Below are 22698 nucleotides of genomic sequence, written 5' to 3'. Positions count from 1 at the left end.
GACTTAAATTAAGCTAAGTCAAAACGGTCAAGATTCATGACTTTTGTCCATGCTGCAACAAAGTCTTTAACAAATTTTTCTTTACCGTCGGCTTGAGCATAAACCTCTGCCAATGCACGTAAGATTGAATTAGAACCAAAGACTAAATCATTGCGTGTTGCAGTAAATTTAACTGCACCTGTTTTACGATCTTTGCCTTCAAATACTTCACTTGTTGAATCAACAGGTGCCCATACATTCGACATGTCGAGTAAGTTTGTAAAGAAATCTGTGCTAAGTACACCGACTTGCTGAGTGAATACACCATGCTGTGAACCATCCCAATTGGTGCCCAGTACACGTAAACCACCAATTAATGCAGTTAACTCTGGTGCAGTCAAAGTCAGTTGCTGAGCTTTATCAATCAATAAGATTTCAGCTGGTGTGTTGACTCCCTGTTTTTTCCAGTTTCTAAAGCCATCAGCAGCGCCGAGTAGTAATTGGAAAGTTTCGATATCAGTTTGACTTTGTAATGCATCTACACGACCAGGAGCGAATGGTACGCTAACGTTGAAACCTGCCGCCTGAGCAGCTTGTTCTACACCGATGTTCCCTGCAAGCACAATTAAGTCAGCCAATGATAATTGAGTTGATGCTTTGAGTTCTTCAATTTTAGTTAAAGTCTCAACAGCTTTTTTATTGACTTCCCAACCACGTTGAGGAGCTAAAGCAATGCGTGCACCGTTTGCTCCACCGCGTTTGTCTCCACCACGGAATGTTGATGCTGATGCCCAACCAAGAGAAACCAACTCACCGGCAGATAATCCTAATGCCACAATTTTTGCTTTTGCATCAGCAATACTTGCAGCAGATGGAATAGCGTTAGTGGCCGGTAATGGGTCTTGCCAAATTAAATCTTCAGCAGGAACTTCGGGACCTAAATAACGTGCTTTTGGACCCATATCACGGTGAGTTAATTTGAACCATGCGCGGGCAAAAGCATTTGCAAAGGCTTGAGGGTCGTTATGGAAGCGACGAGAGATCTTTTCAAATTCAGGGTCAAAACGTAAAGTCAAATCTGTAGTCAACATTGTTGGCTTACGTTTAATTGACGGGTCGAAAGGATCAGGAATAATTGCCTCAGCATCTGCTGCTACCCATTGAATTGCACCAGCAGGTGAACGTTCTTGTACCCACTCGTATTTGAATAGGTTTTCAAAGAAGTAATTGCTCCATTGTGTTGGAGTCTGTGACCAAATTACTTCTAAACCTGAAGTGATCGCATCTTTACCCACACCTGTGCCATAGCTATTTGCCCAGCCAAAGCCCATTTGCTCAATTGGAGCGCCTTCTGGATCGGCATGAACATGGTCAGCAGAGGCTGCACCGTGAGTTTTACCTAAAGTATGACCGCCTGCAATCAAAGCAACAATTTCTTCATCGTCCATTGCCATGTTGCCGAAAGTCGCGCGAATAAACGGTGCAGCTGATCTTGGGTCACCGCTAGCTTCTGGACCTTCAGGGTTTACATAAATTAGTCCCATCTCGGTTGCCGCAAGATTACTGCCAGCTAAAGCTTCAGAGTTACGGTGAGCTAACCATTCTTTTTCATCGCCCCAGTTTACATCGTTGTCTGGTTCCCAAACATCTTCACGGCCTGCACCAAAACCAAAGGTACGGAAGCCAGAAGACTCAAGTGCAATGTTTCCGGCAAGAATAAATAAGTCAGCCCATGATATTTTTTGACCGTATTTTTGTTTAACAGGCCATAGTAAACGGCGTGCTTTATCTAAACTTGCGTTGTCAGGCCAGCTATTTAAAGGCGCAAAACGTTGTTGACCACGACCCGCACCACCACGGCCATCACCCATACGGTAGGTGCCGGCAGCATGCCATGCTAAACGAATAAATAAGCCTGTGTAATTTCCCCAATCGGCTGGCCACCAATCTTGGGAATCGGTTAAGACATTTTTGATATCCGCTTTAAGTGCGTAGTAGTCAATTTTTTTAAATTCTTCACGGTAATTAAAATCTTTACCAAGTGGATTAGAGCGTTCTGAATGTTGATTGAGTAAGTCGACGCGTAATTGATTTGGCCACCAGTGCAAATTAGTCGTGCCACCACCGACTGTTACTTGCGGTTTTGAGTTATGACCTGAAAAAGGACATTTTGATTCGTTTGACATGATTATATTCTCTCTGGGTAATATTTATTTGAGCTCTTAATGGAACCGAAAGCTCATTTTCCTGGACTTCTGGGTTAAAAAATGATGCTTATCGAATAAAGAAATGAGGAAACAAGTGGTGAGATAAACCGTTTTAAAAATTTTTCACTGTTATGTCAGCTCATCATTTTTATTCAACAATACATGAGTTTCCTTTGTTTATTATTCCTTCAATTTACTGCATGAAGGCTAAAAAACAAGAGGGAAAATGGTTCGACTTTTGCAAATAATGATGCATGGCATGAGCTCCTTAATCATTGAAACATCGCAATATCTTTCAATTTCGTTCTTTAAATATACTAAAATTTGATTGTTTATTTTTCAAATGGATTAAATTGTCTATATTAATAGGTAAAATCGATTTTAAGGGTTAAGCAAAATTGTTGAGTACGGTAAATGGGGATTTGAAAAAAGAAAAAACTAAAACTAGTTCAATTAAAAAGGAGAGTTAAAACTCTCCTTTTTTAAATATTTATACGGTGACAAGGCGGTTAGATTTAACCATATCCGCCAAACCATGCGTTTTAAAGTAATACTCAAGCCAGCTTTTTACAATAAGCGGGTTATTCATTTTCATGACATCATCAAGTAACTTTTGCGCATCTGTCATTGGTACATGGCAAATTGCTTTACGCACACGCAAGATATTGCTTGAACTCATAGAAAGAGTATTAAAGCCCATTGCCATTAGTAAGATTGCTGATAATGGGTCACCCGCCATCTCACCACAAATACTTACCGGTTTTTGGTATTTGTGACATTCCTTCACCAGTCGAGTCAACGCACGCAAAATAGATGGATGGAAGTGTGAATATACGCTAGCCACATGCGGATTATTACGGTCTACCGCAAGTAAGTATTGAGTTAAGTCATTTGAACCAACCGAGAAGAAATCGACAAGTTCAGCAAACTCATCAATTTGTAGCAGTACACTTGGTACCTCTACCATAATCCCGATTTTTGGTTTAGTAATTTTAACTTGCTCTTCTTCTTGCACGGCTATCCAGTCTCGCTCAAGTAAATAAAGTACTTCTTCGACTTCACTTACTGTTGTCACCATTGGCAATAGAATATGTAAGTTATTTAAACCAATACTGGCTTTGAGCATTGCTCGGATTTGTGCTGAGAAAATCTCTGGATGATCGAGTGTAAAACGAATACCGCGCCATCCTAATGCTGAGTTTTCTTCTTCGATACTAAAGTACGGTAAATCTTTATCGGCACCAATATCGAGGGTTCGCATTACCACTGGTTTATTGGCAAAGTGACTCAACTGTTGGCGGTAGATTGCACGTTGTTCTTCTTCACCCGGGAAACGTTCCCGTAACATGAATGGAATTTCACTTCGGTATAGACCTACACCTTGCGCGCCGCGTTGTACGCCGCGAACAACATCAATCATGAGACCTGTGTTTACAAATAGTTGAACAGAAACCCCATCAGGAGTAATCGCTTCTTTGGTCTCGTATTGTTTGAGATCTTTTGCGATTTGCTCGTCTTCTTTTTGAATTTCTTTATAGCGTTGGCGTAAACGACGTGGAGGGTTCACAAAAACACGACCCTGATAGGCATCCACAATCATTTCCGCGTCATCAAGCGTATTTACAGGCAGTTCGGTTACACCAACTACAGTTGGAATACCTAATGCGCGTGCCACAATCACCATATGTGAATTAGCTGCACCTTCTGAGGTTACAATAGCAGCGATATTATCGACCGGTAACTCGACGAGCGCAGCAGTACTAATTTCTTCACCAATTAAAATACTGTCTGGACTGAGTTCACGGTGGCTAGAATCTTCTTCTTGTAAACACGCTAAAATACGTCGGCCTAAATCTTTAAGATCGGAAACGCGTTCGCGAAGATAGTCATCTTCCATTTGCGCAAATAGGGCAGTGTGCTTTTCAATTACACGACGTACAGCACCTTGTGCCCAATGACCATCACGAATCAGATCTTTAATTTCTGCGGGTAATGCATTTTCATCTAGCATTCTTAAGAAAACACTAAATAAAGCGCGTTCTTCTGCCATGAGTGAATCATGCATTTTTTCGTCTAAAGAACGAATTTCTGAACGAACTGATGAGATCGCTTGATCTAAAAGGCGAAGTTCATGGCTAATATCTTCTGCTTCACGGTCAGGGACAGCACCCAAATCGGCAGGTGGATATAAAATGATAGCGCGGCCTAAAGCAACACCGCCTGCACCTGAAGCGCCTTGGAAGGTTTTATAGGCAGGTCCATTGCTTGGTTTACGAAATACATCGATGTTACCAACCGCGTGAGCATGTGCAATTACCCCGGAAAGCTGTGCACATAGCGTAACTAAAAAGGACTCGGCTGCTTCGCTAAAATCTTGAGGAAGTCTATTTTGGACGACTAAAACACCCATAACCTTACGACGGTACATGACAGGTACGCCGAGGAATGAGTTATAAATTTCTTCGCCCGTTTCGGGTAAGTACAAGAAGCGCTCATGCTTTGGGGCATTATCAAGGTTAACGATTTCCTCACGTTGCCCAACCAGACCGACCAAGCCTTCACCTAACTGCAATGAGACATGTCCAACAGATTCTGGATTTAAGCCTTTTGAGGCCATCAAGACATAACGCTGATTGCGTTCATCGAGTAAATAAATAGAGCAAACATCCACTTTCATGGCCTCAGCAACCTGATTGACCATAATGTCTAACGATTCATGCAAACTCACGGACGCATTAATCTCTTGGACAATGCGTCTTAGAGTGTCGAGTTGCATGTTTGACATGGATGTATACTCCAGTATTTTTTAGACTATGAATGTATTTATAACAGCACTTTTAATAAAAATCATTTGCTAGATAAATGATTTTTAGGGTAATTGTTGCATAGGCAACTGTGTACACAACTCCACCATGGCTTTGCGGTAAACATCACGCTTAAAGTTCACCACTTGACCAAGAGGATACCAATAGCTAACCCACTGCCATTCATCGAATTCGGGCGGGTCAGAGAGGTTCAACTGAATATTTTTTGCAGGCGCAGTTAACTTCAGTAAAAACCATTTTTGTTTCTGTCCGATACATACGGGGTCAGAGTCTGACCGAATGTACCGATGTGGCAAACGATAACGCAGCCATCCCTTGGTTTGCGCAATAATCTGGACATGTTCGGGCAATAAGCCGATTTCTTCTCTCAGTTCTCGAAAAAGTGCCTGTTCAGGGGTTTCTCCAAACTGGATGCCTCCTTGTGGAAATTGCCAAGCATTGTGACCAATGCGCTTTGCCCATAAAACCTGTCCATCATCGTTTGCCAAAATGATCCCGACATTCGGTCGGAAACCTTCTGAGTCGATCATTTGGCTACCTAAATATTTGTCTATATCGTTGACTTTGACCACGGGGACCAACAACTTTTTATGTCCAGCTCGAAAAGATCAAAGTAAAATGTTTAAATTGTTACGATCTTAACGAATTTCTATCGACTAGCGGAGATAGATTTACATTTTTTTTCTTAAATTTCAGTTTAAACGAGAATTTTCATGAAACTGGCGTTGTTTGATTTAGACCATACCTTGTTAAATACCGATTCAGACCATTCTTGGGGTGAATTTTTAGTCAATGAAGGTTTGGTTGATCCGGTTCATCATCGTCAGATGAATGATAAATTTTATGAAGATTACAAAGCTGGGCAACTTGACCCCTATGCTTATAATGAATTTGTTTTTGGCTTTTTAACTAAGCATGACAATAACTATTTAACTGAGCTTCATCAGTTGTTTATGGAAAAAGTAATTCGCCCTCAAATGCGTCCTAAAGGTTTTGAGGCGATTAAGAAACATCAAGATTTAGGCCATACCATTGTGGGTATTACGGCAACGAGTGATTTTATTACGGCGCCGATTTTCCGTGAATTTGGCATTACTGAAATTTTAGCAACCAATGCCGAAGTTGTTGATGGCAAATATACAGGTAAAGTTGCGGGCTTGGCATGTTATCAAAAAGGTAAGCTTGCGCGTCTTGACGATTGGTTGGCTGGACGCAGTGTGTCTGAGTCTTGGGCTTATTCAGATTCAATCAATGACCGTTTTTTACTTGAATATGCAACACATGCAATTGCTGTAAATCCTGATGATCGTCTAGAAAAGTTAGCTCAAGAGCATAACTGGGAAATTCAGGACTGGTCGATTTAAGATTGTAGAGTTGGAAGACCCATACGGTATTTAAGGTTTTCCAACTCTTCATTCATTAGGTTTAAATCGTTCTTTTTATATCCCATGAAAATCCTAATCCAAAAATAAATATTGATAAGTTCAATAAAAATAAATTTAAAAAAAGAGGTAATAATGTCAAAAACACCACAGATTAAATTACCAGAACAACTTTGGAATAATCAAAGCATTGATTTAACACGTCATAGCTATCAAGGAAAATTACTGAGTAAAAGTGAGGGTTTTAAATTAGGTAAGACTCAACGGAAAAAAGTACCGCTTGAACAACTTTCAAAACTTTCTGAACGGCCAGAAGGAACAACTGCTTTAACGATCTATGATTGGAGTAACCAAGGACGTTTAGAAAAACTCAAACCGATTCGTGCAAAACGGATGAGCGTTTCACCATTTACATTTTATCGTGGCATGCCTTCTTTGATGCTATTTGACCAAGTGTGGGAGCCACTAAATTCAGGTTTATTTCAACAGATTTGTGGTGATTGTCATTTAAGTAACTTTGGTGGTTTTGCAAGTCCAGAACGCAACCTGTTATTTGGAATTAATGATTTTGATGAAACTTTAGTTGCCCCGTTTGAATGGGATGTAAAGCGTTTAGCAACCAGTTTTGTGATTGCAGCACGCGATATTAATCTTGCAGATAAAGTGGGTTTAAAAGCAGTTAAAATAATGCTGAATAGTTATCGTCAGCACTTATTAGAAAATGCCAAACTTTCGCCTCTACAAGTTTGGTATGAAAAAATTGATGCCGTTACCTTATTAGAAAATACTGAATGCCGAAAACTAAGAAAAAAAAGTGAAAAGGATCTTGATTCTGCGCAGAAAAAAACGGTGTACTCTGTATTGCCGAAACTTACACAGCAAGACCAAGATACAGGCTTGCGTCATTTTGTAGATGATGCGCCGTTATTATGGCACCCAAATGCAGATGAACCATTTAGTAAAGATGTTGACGTATTCTTTAAACAATACCGTGACTCTTTGAAATATGATCGCCAAGTCCTTTTTGATCGTTATCAATGTACAGATGTGGCTTTTAAAGTGGTTGGTATCGGAAGTGTTGGTACACGATCAGCCATAGCATTATTTCAGGATGCAGATCGGGAACCATTAATTTTACAAATGAAAGAAGCGAATCCATCAATTCTTAGTCCGTTATTTGTAGAACAAGTAAATCACGAAGGTGAACGTGTAATACATGGCCAGCAACTGATGCAAGCCGCAAGTGATATATTTCTTGGATTTTCCTCAATATCAACTCAACATTTTCATGTACGTCAGTTACGTGATATGAAAATCTCTTTTAATCTTAAGGATATGGATGAAGAGTATTTCTATAAGTATGCTGAAGATTGTGGCTTGGCTTTAGCGCATGCCCATGCAAAATCGGGAAATGCAGATGTACTTATAGGATATTTTGGAGAGAGCGATACGATTGTAGACGTATTACAAACCTATGCAGAAGAATATGCAGAGCGTAATCTAAACGACTATCAGCAATTTATGAATGAAATTGCTGATAGTAAGATTCAGCTCGCCGGAGATGATGCGCTTTAATAAATTATTTAACTTTCTCTGTGGCATGCCAAATATTTGGGTCAGGGTTCTGTTGATGCCAAAGCTTGAATTGCGCCCGCCATTGCTGAAAGGGCTCCGATAACGTAGGGCGTGGATCATCACTTAAGCTATAAGCCATGCCTTCTACCAGCCATTTAGGTTTAGTCAGCATTGCTATATTTCCCCATTCTTCGGCTTGTCGATGATGAATAAGCTCATGAGTGATATAGAAATCTTTCCAGCCTCGCGGTGCAACCAATAACCCCAAATTACCAACCGCTTTAGCGGCTGCTTTTTCCATACCAAAGGTATTGGCACATTGTGGAGTGGAGCAAAAAACCATAATGGGTTGTTGATGAAAAGTACCTACTTTATCTTGGGTTTCTTGTAATGCCTGATTATAAAGTGTGTTCGCAAGAGGTTGTGTCTTTGGATCATCTACACAGACTTGACCATCACAATGTAACAATGAAAGGTGATGGGCGAAAATAACACGTATCGGTTTAAACCAAATAAATGTAACTAGAACTAAGATAGCTAAAGTTATAAATATATATAAACCGACTTTAATTATATTTGAATATGGATTCTTCACGATCATGAATCTTAAGCGAAAAGTATAAGGATAGTAGAGTAAAGGGTATATATTTACAGTATTATTTCTAATCAATATATAACTTTATTAATTAAAATAGCATGACTAAAAATAAGCGCACTAAAAGTAAAGGTAGCAATGGTTTCTTTCAAGAATTTATAGATCAGTTCATTACCGCTATTTTTGGTGAGTTACTTATTTATATCATTGCTTTACTGTTTATGAGTGCACTTGGCGGAATTATTTTCGCTGCCATATGTTTCAGTTGGGGCGTTCTATTTTTACTACTACCTTTCGCAGTTTTGATTTATATCCTTGTTAAAAAATATAGCCATTAATACCGTTATTCTTGCATCATTTTAATCAACTCTTGCATGGCTCTAGATTGCGTACGTGCAGGGTGCCATACCATACCTAGCTGACGGTTCATCTCGACATTTAAATCGAGCTGCTGCATATCTTGATTCAATAAAGTTTTTGGTAAAACTGACCAACCTAAACCAATAGAGACCAACATACGAATTGACTCTAGAGGGTTATTACTCATAGTAATTTTCGGTTTAAGCCCCTGTTTTTCAAACTCGGCCAAAGTAATTTGGGCTGTATAAGTCTGTGCGGCAGGCAGCAAACTTGGATATTCAATTAAATCTTGTAAGGTTAAATTCTTTTTTTGAGCCAATGGATGAAATGGAGCAGCTACAAAAACTAAAGGATCATTCCAGATGGTAATGTAGTTAAGACGTTCATCACCTGAAGGAGGAAGCGTTAAAAATGCAAGCTCTAAATCACCAGCAAGGACCTGTTCGTGGGCTTGTTCTGAGTCAACAAAATGTACGTCTAAAGTGACTTGTGGAAACTGCTGAACAAAGTGTTTAAGTGGAGCAGGTAAGTGGTGCAAACCGATGTGATGACTCGTGCCAATTTTTAAACGACCTTGTATTTGTGTTTGTTCATGACTTAGCGTGTGGTGAATATCTTTAAGTTCATTTAACCAGCTTTTGACTTTTGGTAATAATGAATGCGCAGCATGAGTGGCTTGAACCCCACGTCCTGCCGACTCAAATAGCTTTACGCCGAAATATTCTTCGAGACTATGAATACGTTTGGTAACAGCAGGTTGGGTAATAAAGAGTTGATCTGCAGCCACAGAGATAGACCCTGTTTCCATAACTTTTACAAAAGCTTCAAAGGCTGCAAGATTCATAATACAACTCTACTTGGGATAGAAAAATCGAGAGAGGCTAAAGTCGCCAAGCCAAAATCGTATCATGCTTGCAGCCAAACGTTCTATAAACTTGTGATTTGGCGTATTAATCTTAACCTAAGCAGTTGTCTCTTTTTCGTTTAAAGCTGAAATACGACGGTCTTTTGCTGCCCATACTTTTTCATGAAAGAAAAATGCAAATGCTTGTACGGTTGGTTCTAACATACTTAATGTTAAAGCCATCCAAATATTACCCGTTACAAAGTAGGCAACTAACATGGCTACCGTAATATGCATAATGTAGTAACTTAAGGTTTTCTTTAATGTACGTTGGTTATTTACAACGAATTTTTGAATATTAGCCATCATCGTTCTCTCTACCTATATTTGATATTTTTAGTATAGAGATAAGAGTATAAGATTAAAAATGGATTATGCAAATGATAATCATTAACAAAACCGATTTAAATATTTTTGAACAATATAAATAAAGACGGGAATGATTCCTAAAAGTTTTCTAATTTATAAAAATGATAAATTAGATTTATGTGAAACTCTGGCTATAATCGAAGAAAGATTAGAATTACCCAGTCCAATGGAGCAAGACGACATGGCAGGCAAAACTTTATATGACAAATTGTGGGATGACCACGTAGTTACAGAGCGTGATGATGGTTCGTGTTTACTTTATATCGACCGTCATTTATTGCATGAAGTAACAAGTCCACAAGCATTTGAAGGTTTGCAACTTGCGGGTCGTCAACCGTGGCGTTTAAGCGCAAACGTAGCTACACCAGACCACAACGTTCCAACGTCTAAAAAAGAGCGTGATCAGGGCATTGCAGGTATTGAAGATGATACATCGCGTATTCAGGTTCAAACCTTAGATGATAACTGTAAAGCATTTAATATCTTTGAATTTGGTATTAATGATATTCGCCAAGGTATTGTACATGTTGTTGGTCCTGAACAAGGCTTAACTTTACCGGGTATGACGGTGGTATGCGGTGACTCGCATACAGCAACTCACGGTGCCTTTGGTTGTTTGGCACATGGTATCGGGACATCTGAAGTTGAACACGTTTTAGCGACACAATGTTTGATTCAGAAAAAATCAAAAAATATGTTGGTTCGTGTTGATGGCGTTTTAGGTAAGGGCGTAACACCAAAAGATGTGGTGTTGGCGATTATCGGTAAAATCGGTACTGCAGGCGGTACGGGTTACGCAATTGAGTTCGGTGGCCAAGTTTTCCGTGATATGTCGATTGAAGGACGTATGACGGTATGTAACATGGCGATTGAAGCGGGTGCTCGTGTTGGTATGGTTGCAGTTGATGACAAAACCATTGAATACGTAAAAGGCCGTAGCTACGCACCAAAAGGTGAGCAGTGGGAACAAGCGGTTGCTTATTGGAATACTTTACATTCAGACGATGATGCTGTTTTTGATGCAGTCGTTGAGTTAAATGGCGCAGAGATTGAACCACAAGTATCTTGGGGTACTTCACCTGAGATGGTAATTCCAGTATCGAAAGCTGTACCAACTTTAGAACAAGCGAAAGATGACGTACAACGTAGTGACTGGACACGTGCGTATCAATATATGGGGTTAAACGCAGGTCAGGCATTGGCTGAAATTCAACTTGACCGTGTGTTTATTGGTTCTTGCACTAACTCACGTATTGAAGATATCCGTGCTGCTGCTGAGGTGGTTAAAGGCCGTAAAGTGGCTTCTAGCATTAAGCAAGCGATGATTGTTCCGGGTTCTGGTTTAGTGAAACAGCAGGCAGAAAAAGAAGGTTTGGATAAAATTTTCTTAGAAGCTGGTTTCGAGTGGCGTGAACCGGGTTGTTCAATGTGTTTAGCCATGAATGCAGACAAGTTACAACCGGGCGAACACTGTGCATCGACATCAAACCGTAACTTTGAAGGTCGTCAGGGTAATGGTGGTCGTACTCACCTGGTAAGTCCAGCAATGGCTGCTGCTGCTGCGATTGCAGGTCATTTTGTTGACGTTCGTTCATTTTAATTCGGTCTGGAGCAAACCATGAAAGCTTATACAGTTGAACAAGGTATCGTTGCACCATTAGATCGTGCCAATGTCGATACAGATTTAATTATTCCAAAACAGTTTTTAAAATCGATTAAACGTACTGGTTTTGGCGACAACTTATTTGATGAACTTCGTTATTTAGATGAAGGTTACCCAGGTCAAGATAACTCGGTACGTCCAAAAAATCCGGACTTTGTTTTGAATCAACCACGTTATCAGGGAGCAACAGTTTTAATTGCTCGTACGAACTTTGGTTGTGGTTCAAGTCGTGAGCATGCACCTTGGGCATTAAACGAATATGGTTTTCGTACCGTTATTGCGCCAAGCTTTGCTGATATTTTCTTTAATAACTGTTTTAAAAACGGCATGTTACCAGTTATTTTATCTGAGAATATTGTTGATCAGTTATTCAAAGAATGTGCTGCGAATGAAGGATATCAATTAACAATTGATTTGGCTGCGCAAGAAGTTCGTACACCAGCAGGTGAAGCATTTAAATTCGAAGTGGATCCATTTCGTAAGCACTGCTTGTTAAATGGCTTGGATGATATTGGCTTAACTCTCCAAAATGCGGACGCAATTCGCGCTTATGAAGAAAAAACCAAACAGGTTCGTCCTTGGGTATTCCAAGAGATAAATTAACCTTTTGGTACATTTTAAACATAGTCATGGCGTCGTGTTCAAACTCTTGCTAACATGCTAAAGCATAACAACAGCTTAAAATTATGCACTAGATGAGGATTGGGCTTGAACAATGAAGAGGAACGTTACTCATAGCTTTTTGTTGGGCCTGTGCGCAATAACACTAAGTGCTTGTCAGAGCACTTACAATGTAGTGGATACTGTTCGTATTAAGCAGGCTGAACAAGAAAATTTGGGGCAGAATGCAGCAATATATTGTTCGGGCGCAAAAAGTTGCGAATTTGAACGGCTAAATGATATTACTGTTGTTGATGCACAGACACGTCGTATTAGTAATCAGGCAATTCATCAAGGAATTGTGAGATTAAATGGTTCGGTGTTAAGTCAAAGCAATAGTTTGTATTTATCTGTGCCTGCCAAACAATATGAAGTGGTGATTCGTTACTATCCGATTTCTCCAGATCGGGCAGAAACCATCCATGTTATTCACCAATTCAAAGCCAACCATCGCTATATGTTTAAAATGTACCGAGACAAATCTAACCGTTCGGGTAGTTTGCTGAATGTTTCTGTACCAGATCCATTATGTGTTGACTTAGAGCAGGATGGGCGTGTAATTCGCCGTTTTTGTCGACCATTTGATGTAACCACAGGACTCGGTGAATTTCTCGAACAGAAAAAACTAACACCACGACAGTCATAACACTGTCTTGTCTTTGAAAATGGAAAACTTCATGTCTAAACAGATTTTAATTTTGGCTGGCGATGGGATTGGTCCTGAAATTGTTGGGGCAGCAGAAAAAGTATTAAATAAAGTAAATGAAAAATTTAATTTGTCTTTGACTTGGGAACATGGCTTGTTAGGTGGAGCTGCGATTGATGCTCATGGAGAACCGTATCCAGCTGTAACAAGTGAGCAAGCCAAAAAAGCCGATGCCATTTTATTAGGCGCCGTTGGTGGACCAAAATGGGACACTATTGAACGCTCTATTCGCCCTGAACGCGGTCTTTTAAAAATTCGTAGTGAACTTAACTTGTTTGCTAACTTGCGCCCAGCGATTTTATATCCACAATTAGCCGATGCTTCTAGCTTAAAACCTGAAATTGTTGCAGGTTTAGATATTTTAATTGTTCGTGAATTGACTGGTGGTATCTACTTTGGTCAGCCACGTGGTATTCGTGAACTCGAAAATGGTGAAAAACAGGGCTATAACACTGACGTTTATTCTGAGAGCGAAATTAAGCGTATTGCAAAAGTTGCTTTTGAACTTGCAGGATTACGTGGCGGTAAAGTGTGTTCTGTAGATAAAGCAAACGTTTTAGAAGTGACAGAGCTTTGGAAGCAAACGGTTACTGACTTACAGCAAGCGAACTATCCAAATATTCAGCTTTCACATATGTATGTGGATAATGCTGCTATGCAACTTGTACGTGCACCTAAACAGTTTGACGTAATCGTTACAGGTAACTTGTTTGGCGATATCTTGTCTGACGAAGCAGCAATGCTTACAGGCTCAATTGGTATGTTGCCGTCAGCTTCTTTAGATGAAAATGGCAAAGGCATGTATGAACCTTGTCATGGTTCGGCGCCTGATATTGCGGGTCAAAATGTGGCAAACCCATTAGCAACCATTCTTTCTGTTGCAATGATGCTTCGTTATACCTTCCGTGAAGAAGCTGCTGCTAAAGCAATTGAAGATGCGGTAGGGCAAGTACTTGATCAAGGTTTCCGTACAGCCGATATTATGTCTGAAGGCATGACTAAAGTAGGTACAGCCGAGATGGGTGAAGCAGTCGTTGCTGCTCTTGCTTAATCGCTACTTTGCTAAAAAACGCAGCCTCAAGCTGCGTTTTTTTATGGTTGTGTTCAGCAAGCTTTACCTTCGTATTGAATAGATTCAGCAATGTCATTTTTAAGCTGAAAAATAACTTTGCAATTAAAATTAACATCGTAAGAGTTGCTCCCTAATGTCCCGGATTGGATAGGAACTGGATTACCACCCATCTCTACATTACTCACCATAGGAATGGGAATACTTAATGGCCGTAAAATCGTGTAGATGAGTTGATTTGATGTTTTTTGTGGAACATGCGCAATTTGAAAGCCAAGACCGCGTAAGTTTAGTTCTTGTTGAATGGTGGTCGATGATTTGCCCAGAAAGCCTTTTAAATATTCTTGTAAGTCGACAGATTGGCGTGGTTGAGTTGCGCAACCGTTCAAATAAATAGACATCACTGAGAGCAAGGTTATTCGGCATAGGTTCGATATATTCATTTTTCTCTCTATCAAATTATATTTATTGTTAGATAACGGTAGGTTGGATTGCCTAGCTTGTAAAGAAAAAAAGGAAGTTTATGATAAATGGAGGATGAGTTTATCTAGCAATTCATACTCATATCTGAAAGGGTTTATAATTATTTTGCAAAAAACTTAAGGAAAACATGATGAAAAAAATATTTTTAGCACTTTTATGCAGCTTTGGAGTAACAGCGGTATATGCCGATAATTGCGACACTACTCGTAATACCTATGATGATATTTACTGTACAAATAAAATCTATGCGAGTGCTGATGCAGATCTAAATAAAAATTATCAGGCATTAAGAGCAAAATTGAATACGGCACAAAGAAATACACTTAAGAAGTCTCAGCTTGCGTGGATACGTCAACGTGATGCTGAATGTACAGATTCAAATAGAAATAGTGTAGACGTGCAGTGTCGTTTACAGACAACGCAGGAAAGAAACCATTGGCTACAAGAAAGATTGCGTGAATGCCAAACAGTTGGGTGTAAGTCCAGTCGATTAAGTGAATAAATAAAGCAATAAAAAAGCCACATCATGAAGTGGCTTTTTTGCATTCACTAATTAGCGAGCACGGTACGTAATACGACCTTTAGTTAAGTCATATGGAGTCATTTCGACTTTTACACTGTCGCCAGTAAGAATACGGATATAGTGTTTACGCATTTTACCAGAAATGTGTGCAATAACTTCGTGACCGTTTTCAAGACGTACACGGAACATCGTATTAGGAAGCGTTTCGGTGACAACGCCTTCGAACTCAATGAGTTCCTCTTTATTGGCCATAGCCTACCTGATGATCAAATTGGAAAGGCGCAAATTATAGTCAATTTATTTAAAAAAAACAAGATAGACATCTTCTTGTTAAAGCATCTGGTTAAACTATGACTAGTAAAAAAAGATGTAATTTTTTTCACAAAACAACTCTAATTCTGTTGTCAGTTTGGTCAATCAACGCTAATCTAAAATCATAGTTATTAGGGACTGTTCATGCATAAAGAGTCAACAGCTCCTAAGTATCAATGAAGTATCTACATGGAAGGGCACTGCGTGGGTCAGCTAACAGATGCATCAGTTGTATTACGTTTTGGCTATCAAGCAATTCGTCGTGCAGGATTGCCAACAGAAGAAATATTAACTAAAGCGGGAGTCGCTTTAAATCAGGTCGATACAAATGCACGTACTCCGTTAAGTGCACAGTATGCCTTTTGGACTGCAGCTCAGGAAGTCAGTAAAGATCCAGACATCGGTTTGCATTTAGGTGAGCATTTGCCTTTGTACCGTGGTCAGGTGATTGAACATTTATTTATTAGTAGTGAAACCTTTGGTGAAGGCCTTAAAAGAGCTTTAGCGTATCAACGTCTAATTAGTGATGCATTTGATGCAAAGCTGGTTGTCGAAGATGGGCGTTGCTATTTAACCAATGGTGAGCAAGTGGGGGCTGATAACCTTGTGAATCGTCATTTTTCAGAATGTGCGATTTCTGGTGTGCTTCGATTCTTCAAATTTATTACCGAAGGTCAGTTTCATCCTATCTTCATCGATTTTAACTTTAGTGAAGGTGCTTCGGAAGATGAATATTTCCGAGTTTATGGCTGTCCGGTAAGTTTAGGGCAAAAAGAAACAAGGCTATATTTTGATCCTGCTATTTTAGACTTCCAGCTTTGGCAGGCGGAACCTGAACTATTGCAACTGCATGAACAGCTCGCAATTGAAAAGCTACAAGAATTGGCTCGTTATGATTTGGTTGGTGAGGTTCGTCGAGCGATTGGTTCAACACTAGAAAGTGGAGAAACCACGCTAGAAACTGTAGCAGCACAATTAAATATTACGCCACGTCGTTTACGCACTCAGTTGAGTGAAGCGAATACCAGTTTCCAACAAATACTTTCTGACTATCGTTGTCGTTTAGCTAAAAAACTTTTGGCAAATACCAGTGAGAGTGTGGAGCGTATTGTGTATTTAACGGGTTTCTCTGAACCAAGTACGTTCTATCGTGCGTTTAAACGTTGGACCAATGAAACACCAGTTGAGTACCGTAAGCGTAAACAGCACCGCTAATAAAAATGGGTTAAGCCTACTCAGGTAGGTTTAACCAATGTGGCCCAAGTGGTGGCTGTGGTAAGTCAAACTGCTCGGGATAGTAACATTGAATAAAGTAGAGACCGTCAGGTGGAGCAGTGACTCCTGCCGCTTTACGATCTTGTGCTGCAAACATCGTATCAATATGGTCTATTTCATACATACCTTGACCAATTTCGAGTAAGCATCCAACAATATTACGCACCATATGGTGTAAAAAACCATCTGCTTGAATATCTAACACTAAATAGCGGCCATGTTCAAATAGACGACAATGCGTTACATGTCGAACAGGTTTATTGGACTGACATGCTGCTGCGCGAAAGGTTTCAAAGTTATGTGTACCTTCAAATTTACTAGCAGCTTTAATCATCTTTTGCACATCTAGCTTTTGGTAAATGTGCGTGACCTGTTTATGTAAGAGGGCTGGTCGGCAAGGAGCGTTATAAATAACATAGCGGTAACGTCGAGCCGTTGCTTTAAAGCGTGCATGAAAATTTTCATCCATCAGTTTAATCCACTGAATGGAAATATCTTTAGGTAACTGGCTATTTGCTCCTCTCAACCATCCCATTTCTGGACGAATGGCGTTCGTATCGAAGTGTGCCACCATATTCGTTGCATGTACTCCCGCATCTGTTCGGCCTGCACCGTGAAGTGCAATAGGTTCATCTGCGATTTTGCTGAGTACACGCTCGATAGTTTCCTGAACGCTGGCAACGCCTGGCTGTTGTGTTTGCCATCCTCGATATTGAACTCCGCTAAACTCAATACCGACCGCATAACGTTGCATAGCTTTACCTCTATTTAATGCAAATTTTCATTCCAATGGCTGAGCCATTGTTCTGGGGTTGGGTATTTTAAATAGATTTGAAGTGCTTTTGCATAAAGATCTGCATGACTATGCGCATCATTAATGACAATTTTTGCAGTTTTGGCCCATGCACTAATTGCATAACGTTGGTCAATGCCGCCAAATGTCACTTGTGTTGCCAAGATTGGAACACAACCATGAGCATAGAGTTCATCTAAGGTTGCCAATAGTTCAGGGTTAACTGCGATATTGCCTGTACCAAAGCCTTGTAACACTAAAAAGTGCGGTGGAGCAGGAAGTAAGTGACGTAACTGTTGTACCAAGTGCTGTGTTGCAATCGGTTGCATCATCCAGTTTAAAATCTGAAATGAAGCGGCTCGTTCAATTTGAGCATCTTGTACGATCAATTCATTTTGTTGAGGCGTAAATTCAACTTCACTACTTAAACCTGAAAATGCATCGAGTTCAGTTGTATGAGTTTTTAATGCAGTTTGTGCATGGAATACTTGATGATGGAATGCAAGATAAGCACCTACAGGTAAGCTAATAACTTGTTCTAATGCAAGATATAAGTTCTCAATTGCATCAGTGAATTCACGAGTATTATCACCTTGAACATTGAGTAACGGGTATTGGCTACCAGTAATCACAATATGACAGCTTTGGCCTAAAAAGCGAGCTAGGGTCGCAGCCGCATAACTGAGCGTGTCTGTACCGTGAATAACAACGAAATGCTGATAGCCTTCAAGTTGTAGTTGTTGTATGCGTTGAATTAGACGTAACCAATCAGGTGCCGTACATGCACTGCTATCGACAATATTGGGTGCTGCAAAGCAGTCAACTGTTAAGTGTGGAGGTATCACTTTCTCAAGTTGAGGTAAGAATTGGTCATAAGGCATAGGTGCTAAAGGCTCACCGACGCAACCAAAAGTACCACCCATGTAAAATAAGGCTATTTTTTTCATATTTTTGCAGGCATAAAAAAGCAGTCATCTCTGACTGCTTATGGTAAATCGAACAGTTCTAAGAAGCTATGCGATTAAGTAGGTTTTTCGCATGTTGTTGTTGTTCTGTGTTGAATTTTTGCTCATTAGCCTGTAGTAAATTGCGCGCTGCTTGGTTCTCACCAAACTTGATATATTGCTCAGCCAGTTTTAAGTCGAGCTCACTTTCATTTACTTGTTTTAATTCTGGAAATGCGTCTAGTAGTGGATCCTCTATTTGAGTTTGAGTAGCCTCTTTAGTTACTACATCTAGATGGTTTTGAGTTTCAATTTCTGGTGCTGTAACTAGTGCAGGTTCATCTAGCGAAAACTCAAGAGGTGCGATAGAAGTCGCTTCTAATGGTGCTTGTTCTACGAGTGTAAGTTCATCTAATGATGAAACTTGTTCATCAGATTTCTTTTCTGAAATTGAAGGATTTAAGTCAAGGTTAAAATCTAATGCATTGACGCTATTTTCTTGATTTGCTTTTACTTCTACTGCTTGAGTTTTTTCTTCATTTTCATGCAGAGGTGCCAAGTCAAAAGAAAACTCTAAATCAGCTAGTTCATTTGTTTCTTGAGATGACGAAACTTCTGGTATTTGCTGAGATGTTGATTGTTCTGGTTCCTGTATGGGTTGACTGATATTTTCGGTAGCTGCAGTTTTTTCAAATGAAAAGTTAAATTCTAACGGTTCAACTTCAACTGCTGGTTCTTGTTTTACAGGTGTATAGTCTTTCTGCAAGTCATCAAAAGAAGTTTCAGAAGAACTTGTTGTTAACTGGTCAAACTGAGCAGTTGTGTCAGGTGTGTTTTTCGGTTCTTCATACGATTGAGATTGAGGAAAATCAATAGCATCGGGTTGTCTTGCAGACTCATATTCTTTTTGTCTTGCTTCTGCTTTAATCGCGATTTCATTTAATGCCAAACTGCGAATGTGGCTAATTAATTGTTGAATCGCGAATTCATCTTTTTGAGCAATATGAACTTCAAGAAGTAATAAATACAATTCGTGCTGGGTATTGTCTTTTTTTAGTGCCTGATTGACTTGAGCTTCAGCCGCTGAAAACTGTTTTTCTTGAATGAGCTGTTGAATATTTTGACGAACAGCCTCAGGAACAGGACTACTTTGTGGAAGAGCAGGAGCGACTTCTTCAACTACACTGGCTTTACTTTTTTCACGCGAGCTTTTACTCGATTTGGCACCTGCTTTTTTGCCCGATTTTTTACTTATACTCTTTGGGGAGGTGGTCTCTTGTTTTTGGCCATTCTCGCGCTTTTTTAAAACAACGGCGACCACGAGTAATATGATAAACGGAATCACATATAACATTACTTTCCCCTTAAAAAATAAAATTTTGCAATATAAAGCGAGCTAACTCTGGTTTTAACTTAGTGTTTTTGCTTGTGAGTTTGTTGCTGTGCTTTTAATTGCTGCTGTAACTCTGCCAAACGCGCATTCAGAAGTTGAATACGTTGGTCTTTTAAACTTAAAGTTTGATTTAGTTTGGTTACATTCCTTTGTAATGTAACGGTTTTTTCTCGAGTTGTCATAACTTTTACTGCTAACTCAGTATTGTTTTGACCTTGTTGTGTGCTCTTTTTTGCACTTCCATGATTAGAATTTGGGCTGTTCTCTGCCACAATGCTCATTTCAGCTTGTTGCAAACGATATTTAGCTCGGCCAGAAGTAGGTTTTGCTAAGTTAGCTTCAGTTGATTTAGATTTTGTATGAGGTGCTTTGGCTGTATTTGCTGCTGTTAAATTTAGTGAAATTCCCTGACGTAAACGGTTTACATCGCCTTGGATAAAAGCATGTCGATTTTGAGCTTGGATATCTCTCATGACTTTAGCCACAGGTTGTTTAGTTTGTGCTGCAATACGATTGGCAATAGACCATAAAGACTCATTACGTTGTACGACATACTTACCTGTAGGTGCTGGACCTTTATAGGTGCTTATTTTTTGCTTTGTTTGTGTGTTTTTACTTAATACATTTTTGTGTTGAGCAGGCTTAGGTTGGGCTGCTTTTTTGACTGTAGTTGTTTGATTGTCATTGCTTGGTTTAAGAGGCGTAGATGGCTGTTTTTCTATAGCAGATGGCCCAGTACTCATTGCTGCTATAGTTTGCTGTGGCGCTTGAGTCGAAGGTTTTTCGGTAAAAGGCGTCGCAGGAGCAGAGCTATTCAAAGCTGGAGCAGTTCCAGTACTAATATTTAGATTACGTTCATTAGCTGGAGTTTCTGCTACGGCTGTTGCTGTCTCAGCAGGTGTGTATCGAGTACTTTCCGGTAAGTTTAACGCGATGTCTTTTTCATTTACGATAAATTGCGGTGAAAGTGGACTTTCGTTAGCAGCGACCTTTTTTATAGGCGATGGCTTTAAAACGGTTTTAATATGTTGAAGACGAGTTGCATTACCTTCACTGACTTTTACGACAATATTCAATTCAGGATCAATAATAGGACGAGATGAGGTAATCACAATAACGCCAGAACCTTGGCCATTTTGGCGTGTATAAAAATTCAGATTACCAGGAGGTTGGTGAGTGACTCCCAAACTATTAAGATCTTCTTGAGTGGCTAAACTGACTTGTAATGGGGTATTTGGATCCGCTTGCTGAAAATTCATTTCTGCATAAAGTAATTCCCCAGGCGCAGATTGAATTTGAATAGGATCTAATGTAATCGCATAAACACAAGGCGAAGACATAATGGTGAAAATGGCAATTTTTAATTTGTTATATGCAGTCATCTCAATCCATGACCTGATCAGTCGTAAAGTCGTTCAAAATTATACAATAATGAAATGTAAATAAATTGTTAATTTTTCACAAACCAGTTACGAAAAAGCCGATCAAATGTGATCGGCTTTTTATTTTGACTGAATAATTCAGGTCAAATTATGAACTTTTGTATTCTACTAAAATACGTAACATACGACGTAAAGGTTCAGCAGCACCCCAAAGTAGCTGATCGCCTACTGTGAATGCACCGAGATACTCTTTACCCATATTGAGTTTGCGTAAACGGCCTACAGGTACAGTTAAGGTACCAGTCACAGCTACAGGTGTAAGATCAGTCATTGATGCTTCACGTGTATTTGGTACAACTTTAGCCCACTGGTTTGAGTTACGAATCATATCTTCGATCTCATCAAGCGGAACATCTTTTTTCAGTTTGATGGTTAATGCTTGAGAGTGGCAACGCATTGCACCGATACGCACACAGTGACCATCAATAGGAACAATTTGAGAGTTACCTAAAATCTTGTTGGTTTCAACTTGACCTTTCCACTCTTCTTTAGATTGACCGCTTTCAAGCTGTTTATCAATGTAAGGAATCAATGAACCAGCAAGTGGCACACCAAAGTTCGCAGAAGGGAAGCCTTCACCACGTTGTAACTCAGCAACTTGACGGTCAATATCAAGAATTGCAGATTTAGGATCATCTAACAAAGTCTTGGTATTGTTGTACAAATAACCCATACCTGTTAACAACTCACGCATGTTTTGTGCGCCAGCACCTGATGCTGCTTGATAAGTCATAGCAGTCATCCACTCAACCAAATTATTTTGGAAAAGTGCGCCTACGCCCATCAACATAAGTGATACTGTACAGTTACCACCAACGAAAGTTTTAGTACCTTTCGCTAAACCGTCTTTAATTACGTTAAGGTTAACTGGATCAAGAACGATGATTGCATCATCAGACATACGTAAAGTAGATGCAGCATCAATCCAGTAGCCATCCCAACCAGTTGCTTTTAACTGTGGGAAAACTTCAGACGTGTAGTCACCACCTTGGCAGGTAATAATGACATCCATTTGCTTCAGACTGGTAATGTCTGTAGCTTCCATAAGTGCTGGGGCAGTCTTACCACCAAATGAAGGAGCTTCACCACCTGCATTACTGGTAGAGAAGTAGAATGGCTCAATATGAGCAAAATCATTCTCTTCAACCATACGTTGCATAAGGACGGAACCGACCATCCCGCGCCAACCGACCAGACCTACTTTCATGTCATTTTGCCTCGGTGCGTTAAAATTGTTAG

At 39.8% G+C, this 22698-nt stretch carries 22 protein-coding genes; 9 read left to right on the top strand and 13 right to left on the bottom strand.

Features of this window, described 5'->3' with window-relative positions:
• Positions 1–8: 8 nt before the first annotated feature.
• The 3 genes from katG to F984_RS16255 all read right to left on the bottom strand — a co-directional run bounded on the left by katG (position 9) and on the right by F984_RS16255 (position 5541).
• A complete protein-coding gene (gene katG, locus F984_RS16265; RefSeq protein WP_004710731.1) occupies positions 9–2165 on the bottom strand; it encodes a catalase/peroxidase HPI in 2157 nt (718 codons plus the stop codon).
• A 511-nt stretch (positions 2166–2676) separates the two neighbouring features.
• Positions 2677–4971: a phosphoenolpyruvate--protein phosphotransferase gene (ptsP, locus tag F984_RS16260; RefSeq protein WP_004710729.1), complete on the bottom strand. Its 2295-nt coding sequence runs from the start codon at positions 4969–4971 to the stop codon at positions 2677–2679.
• Positions 4972–5055: 84 nt separating this feature from the next.
• A complete protein-coding gene (locus F984_RS16255) occupies positions 5056–5541 on the bottom strand; it encodes an RNA pyrophosphohydrolase (RefSeq protein WP_000567255.1) in 486 nt (161 codons plus the stop codon).
• A gap of 183 nt (positions 5542–5724) precedes the next feature.
• Between F984_RS16255 and F984_RS16250 the strand changes: the two genes are divergently transcribed.
• Complete coding sequence (locus F984_RS16250; protein ID WP_002053378.1) at positions 5725–6375, top strand: HAD family hydrolase; 651 nt, start codon at positions 5725–5727, stop codon at positions 6373–6375.
• Between the two features lie 153 nt (positions 6376–6528).
• Entirely contained in the window at positions 6529–7968 is a 1440-nt protein-coding gene (locus F984_RS16245; RefSeq protein WP_004710724.1) for a DUF2252 domain-containing protein, read from the top strand.
• Positions 7969–7972: 4 nt separating this feature from the next.
• On the opposite strand, the gene F984_RS16240 is transcribed toward F984_RS16245, so the two are convergent.
• The gene (locus tag F984_RS16240) at positions 7973–8569 is read right to left on the bottom strand and encodes a hypothetical protein (RefSeq protein ID WP_004710716.1); all 597 of its coding nucleotides are present in this window, start codon (positions 8567–8569) and stop codon (positions 7973–7975) included.
• 95 nt (positions 8570–8664) lie between these two features.
• On the opposite strand from F984_RS16240, the gene F984_RS16235 reads away from it, so the two are divergent.
• Positions 8665–8901: a hypothetical protein gene (locus F984_RS16235; RefSeq protein ID WP_004710714.1), complete on the top strand. Its 237-nt coding sequence runs from the start codon at positions 8665–8667 to the stop codon at positions 8899–8901.
• A gap of 5 nt (positions 8902–8906) precedes the next feature.
• Here F984_RS16235 and F984_RS16230 read toward each other — a convergent pair whose 3' ends face one another.
• Positions 8907–9767, bottom strand: a complete 861-nt coding sequence (locus F984_RS16230) for a LysR family transcriptional regulator (protein ID WP_004710713.1) — start codon at positions 9765–9767, stop codon at positions 8907–8909.
• 117 nt (positions 9768–9884) lie between these two features.
• Positions 9885–10133 carry a DUF2061 domain-containing protein gene (locus tag F984_RS16225; protein WP_031944325.1) on the bottom strand — a complete coding sequence of 83 codons (249 nt, stop codon included), beginning with the start codon at positions 10131–10133 and terminating at the stop codon, positions 9885–9887.
• 244 nt (positions 10134–10377) lie between these two features.
• Here F984_RS16225 and leuC point away from each other — a divergent pair, with 244 nt between their 5' ends.
• The 4 genes from leuC to leuB all read left to right on the top strand — a co-directional run bounded on the left by leuC (position 10378) and on the right by leuB (position 14276).
• On the top strand, positions 10378–11796 hold the full coding sequence (leuC, locus tag F984_RS16220) for a 3-isopropylmalate dehydratase large subunit (RefSeq protein WP_025469355.1): 1419 nt from the start codon (positions 10378–10380) through the stop codon (positions 11794–11796).
• An 18-nt stretch (positions 11797–11814) separates the two neighbouring features.
• Positions 11815–12462 carry a 3-isopropylmalate dehydratase small subunit gene (gene leuD / locus F984_RS16215; RefSeq protein ID WP_004710710.1) on the top strand — a complete coding sequence of 216 codons (648 nt, stop codon included), beginning with the start codon at positions 11815–11817 and terminating at the stop codon, positions 12460–12462.
• 112 nt (positions 12463–12574) lie between these two features.
• Positions 12575–13165: a hypothetical protein gene (locus F984_RS16210; protein WP_004710709.1), complete on the top strand. Its 591-nt coding sequence runs from the start codon at positions 12575–12577 to the stop codon at positions 13163–13165.
• Positions 13166–13196: 31 nt separating this feature from the next.
• Positions 13197–14276, top strand: a complete 1080-nt coding sequence (gene leuB / locus F984_RS16205; RefSeq protein ID WP_000043184.1) for a 3-isopropylmalate dehydrogenase — start codon at positions 13197–13199, stop codon at positions 14274–14276.
• 53 nt (positions 14277–14329) lie between these two features.
• Here leuB and F984_RS16200 read toward each other — a convergent pair whose 3' ends face one another.
• Positions 14330–14737 carry a hypothetical protein gene (locus F984_RS16200; protein ID WP_004710708.1) on the bottom strand — a complete coding sequence of 136 codons (408 nt, stop codon included), beginning with the start codon at positions 14735–14737 and terminating at the stop codon, positions 14330–14332.
• 167 nt (positions 14738–14904) lie between these two features.
• On the opposite strand from F984_RS16200, the gene F984_RS16195 reads away from it, so the two are divergent.
• Positions 14905–15279, top strand: coding sequence for a lysozyme inhibitor LprI family protein (locus F984_RS16195; protein WP_080631571.1), 375 nt, complete (start codon positions 14905–14907; stop codon positions 15277–15279).
• A gap of 51 nt (positions 15280–15330) precedes the next feature.
• On the opposite strand, the gene infA is transcribed toward F984_RS16195, so the two are convergent.
• Positions 15331–15552, bottom strand: coding sequence for a translation initiation factor IF-1 (infA, locus tag F984_RS16190; RefSeq protein ID WP_001284370.1), 222 nt, complete (start codon positions 15550–15552; stop codon positions 15331–15333).
• Between the two features lie 264 nt (positions 15553–15816).
• Between infA and F984_RS16185 the strand changes: the two genes are divergently transcribed.
• The gene (locus F984_RS16185) at positions 15817–16827 is read left to right on the top strand and encodes an AraC family transcriptional regulator (RefSeq protein ID WP_004710706.1); all 1011 of its coding nucleotides are present in this window, start codon (positions 15817–15819) and stop codon (positions 16825–16827) included.
• Between the two features lie 16 nt (positions 16828–16843).
• Here F984_RS16185 and truA read toward each other — a convergent pair whose 3' ends face one another.
• From truA to asd, 5 genes are all read right to left on the bottom strand, one after another.
• Entirely contained in the window at positions 16844–17641 is a 798-nt protein-coding gene (gene truA, locus F984_RS16180; protein ID WP_004710705.1) for a tRNA pseudouridine(38-40) synthase TruA, read from the bottom strand.
• A 14-nt stretch (positions 17642–17655) separates the two neighbouring features.
• Positions 17656–18627: an asparaginase gene (locus F984_RS16175; protein ID WP_023188504.1), complete on the bottom strand. Its 972-nt coding sequence runs from the start codon at positions 18625–18627 to the stop codon at positions 17656–17658.
• Between the two features lie 58 nt (positions 18628–18685).
• Positions 18686–19978 (bottom strand): hypothetical protein, encoded by a 1293-nt coding sequence (locus tag F984_RS16170; RefSeq protein WP_004710703.1) that lies wholly within the window; start codon positions 19976–19978, stop codon positions 18686–18688.
• Positions 19979–20037: 59 nt separating this feature from the next.
• Positions 20038–21399, bottom strand: a complete 1362-nt coding sequence (locus F984_RS16165) for a type IV pilus assembly protein FimV (RefSeq protein WP_004710701.1) — start codon at positions 21397–21399, stop codon at positions 20038–20040.
• A 148-nt stretch (positions 21400–21547) separates the two neighbouring features.
• The gene (gene asd, locus F984_RS16160) at positions 21548–22666 is read right to left on the bottom strand and encodes an aspartate-semialdehyde dehydrogenase (RefSeq protein WP_002053322.1); all 1119 of its coding nucleotides are present in this window, start codon (positions 22664–22666) and stop codon (positions 21548–21550) included.
• Positions 22667–22698 lie beyond the last annotated feature (32 nt).

The organism is Acinetobacter nosocomialis NIPH 2119, assembly GCF_000368085.1.
Taxonomy (GTDB): Bacteria; Pseudomonadota; Gammaproteobacteria; order Pseudomonadales; family Moraxellaceae; genus Acinetobacter; species Acinetobacter nosocomialis.
This window is presented reverse-complemented; position numbering and strand designations above follow the sequence as displayed.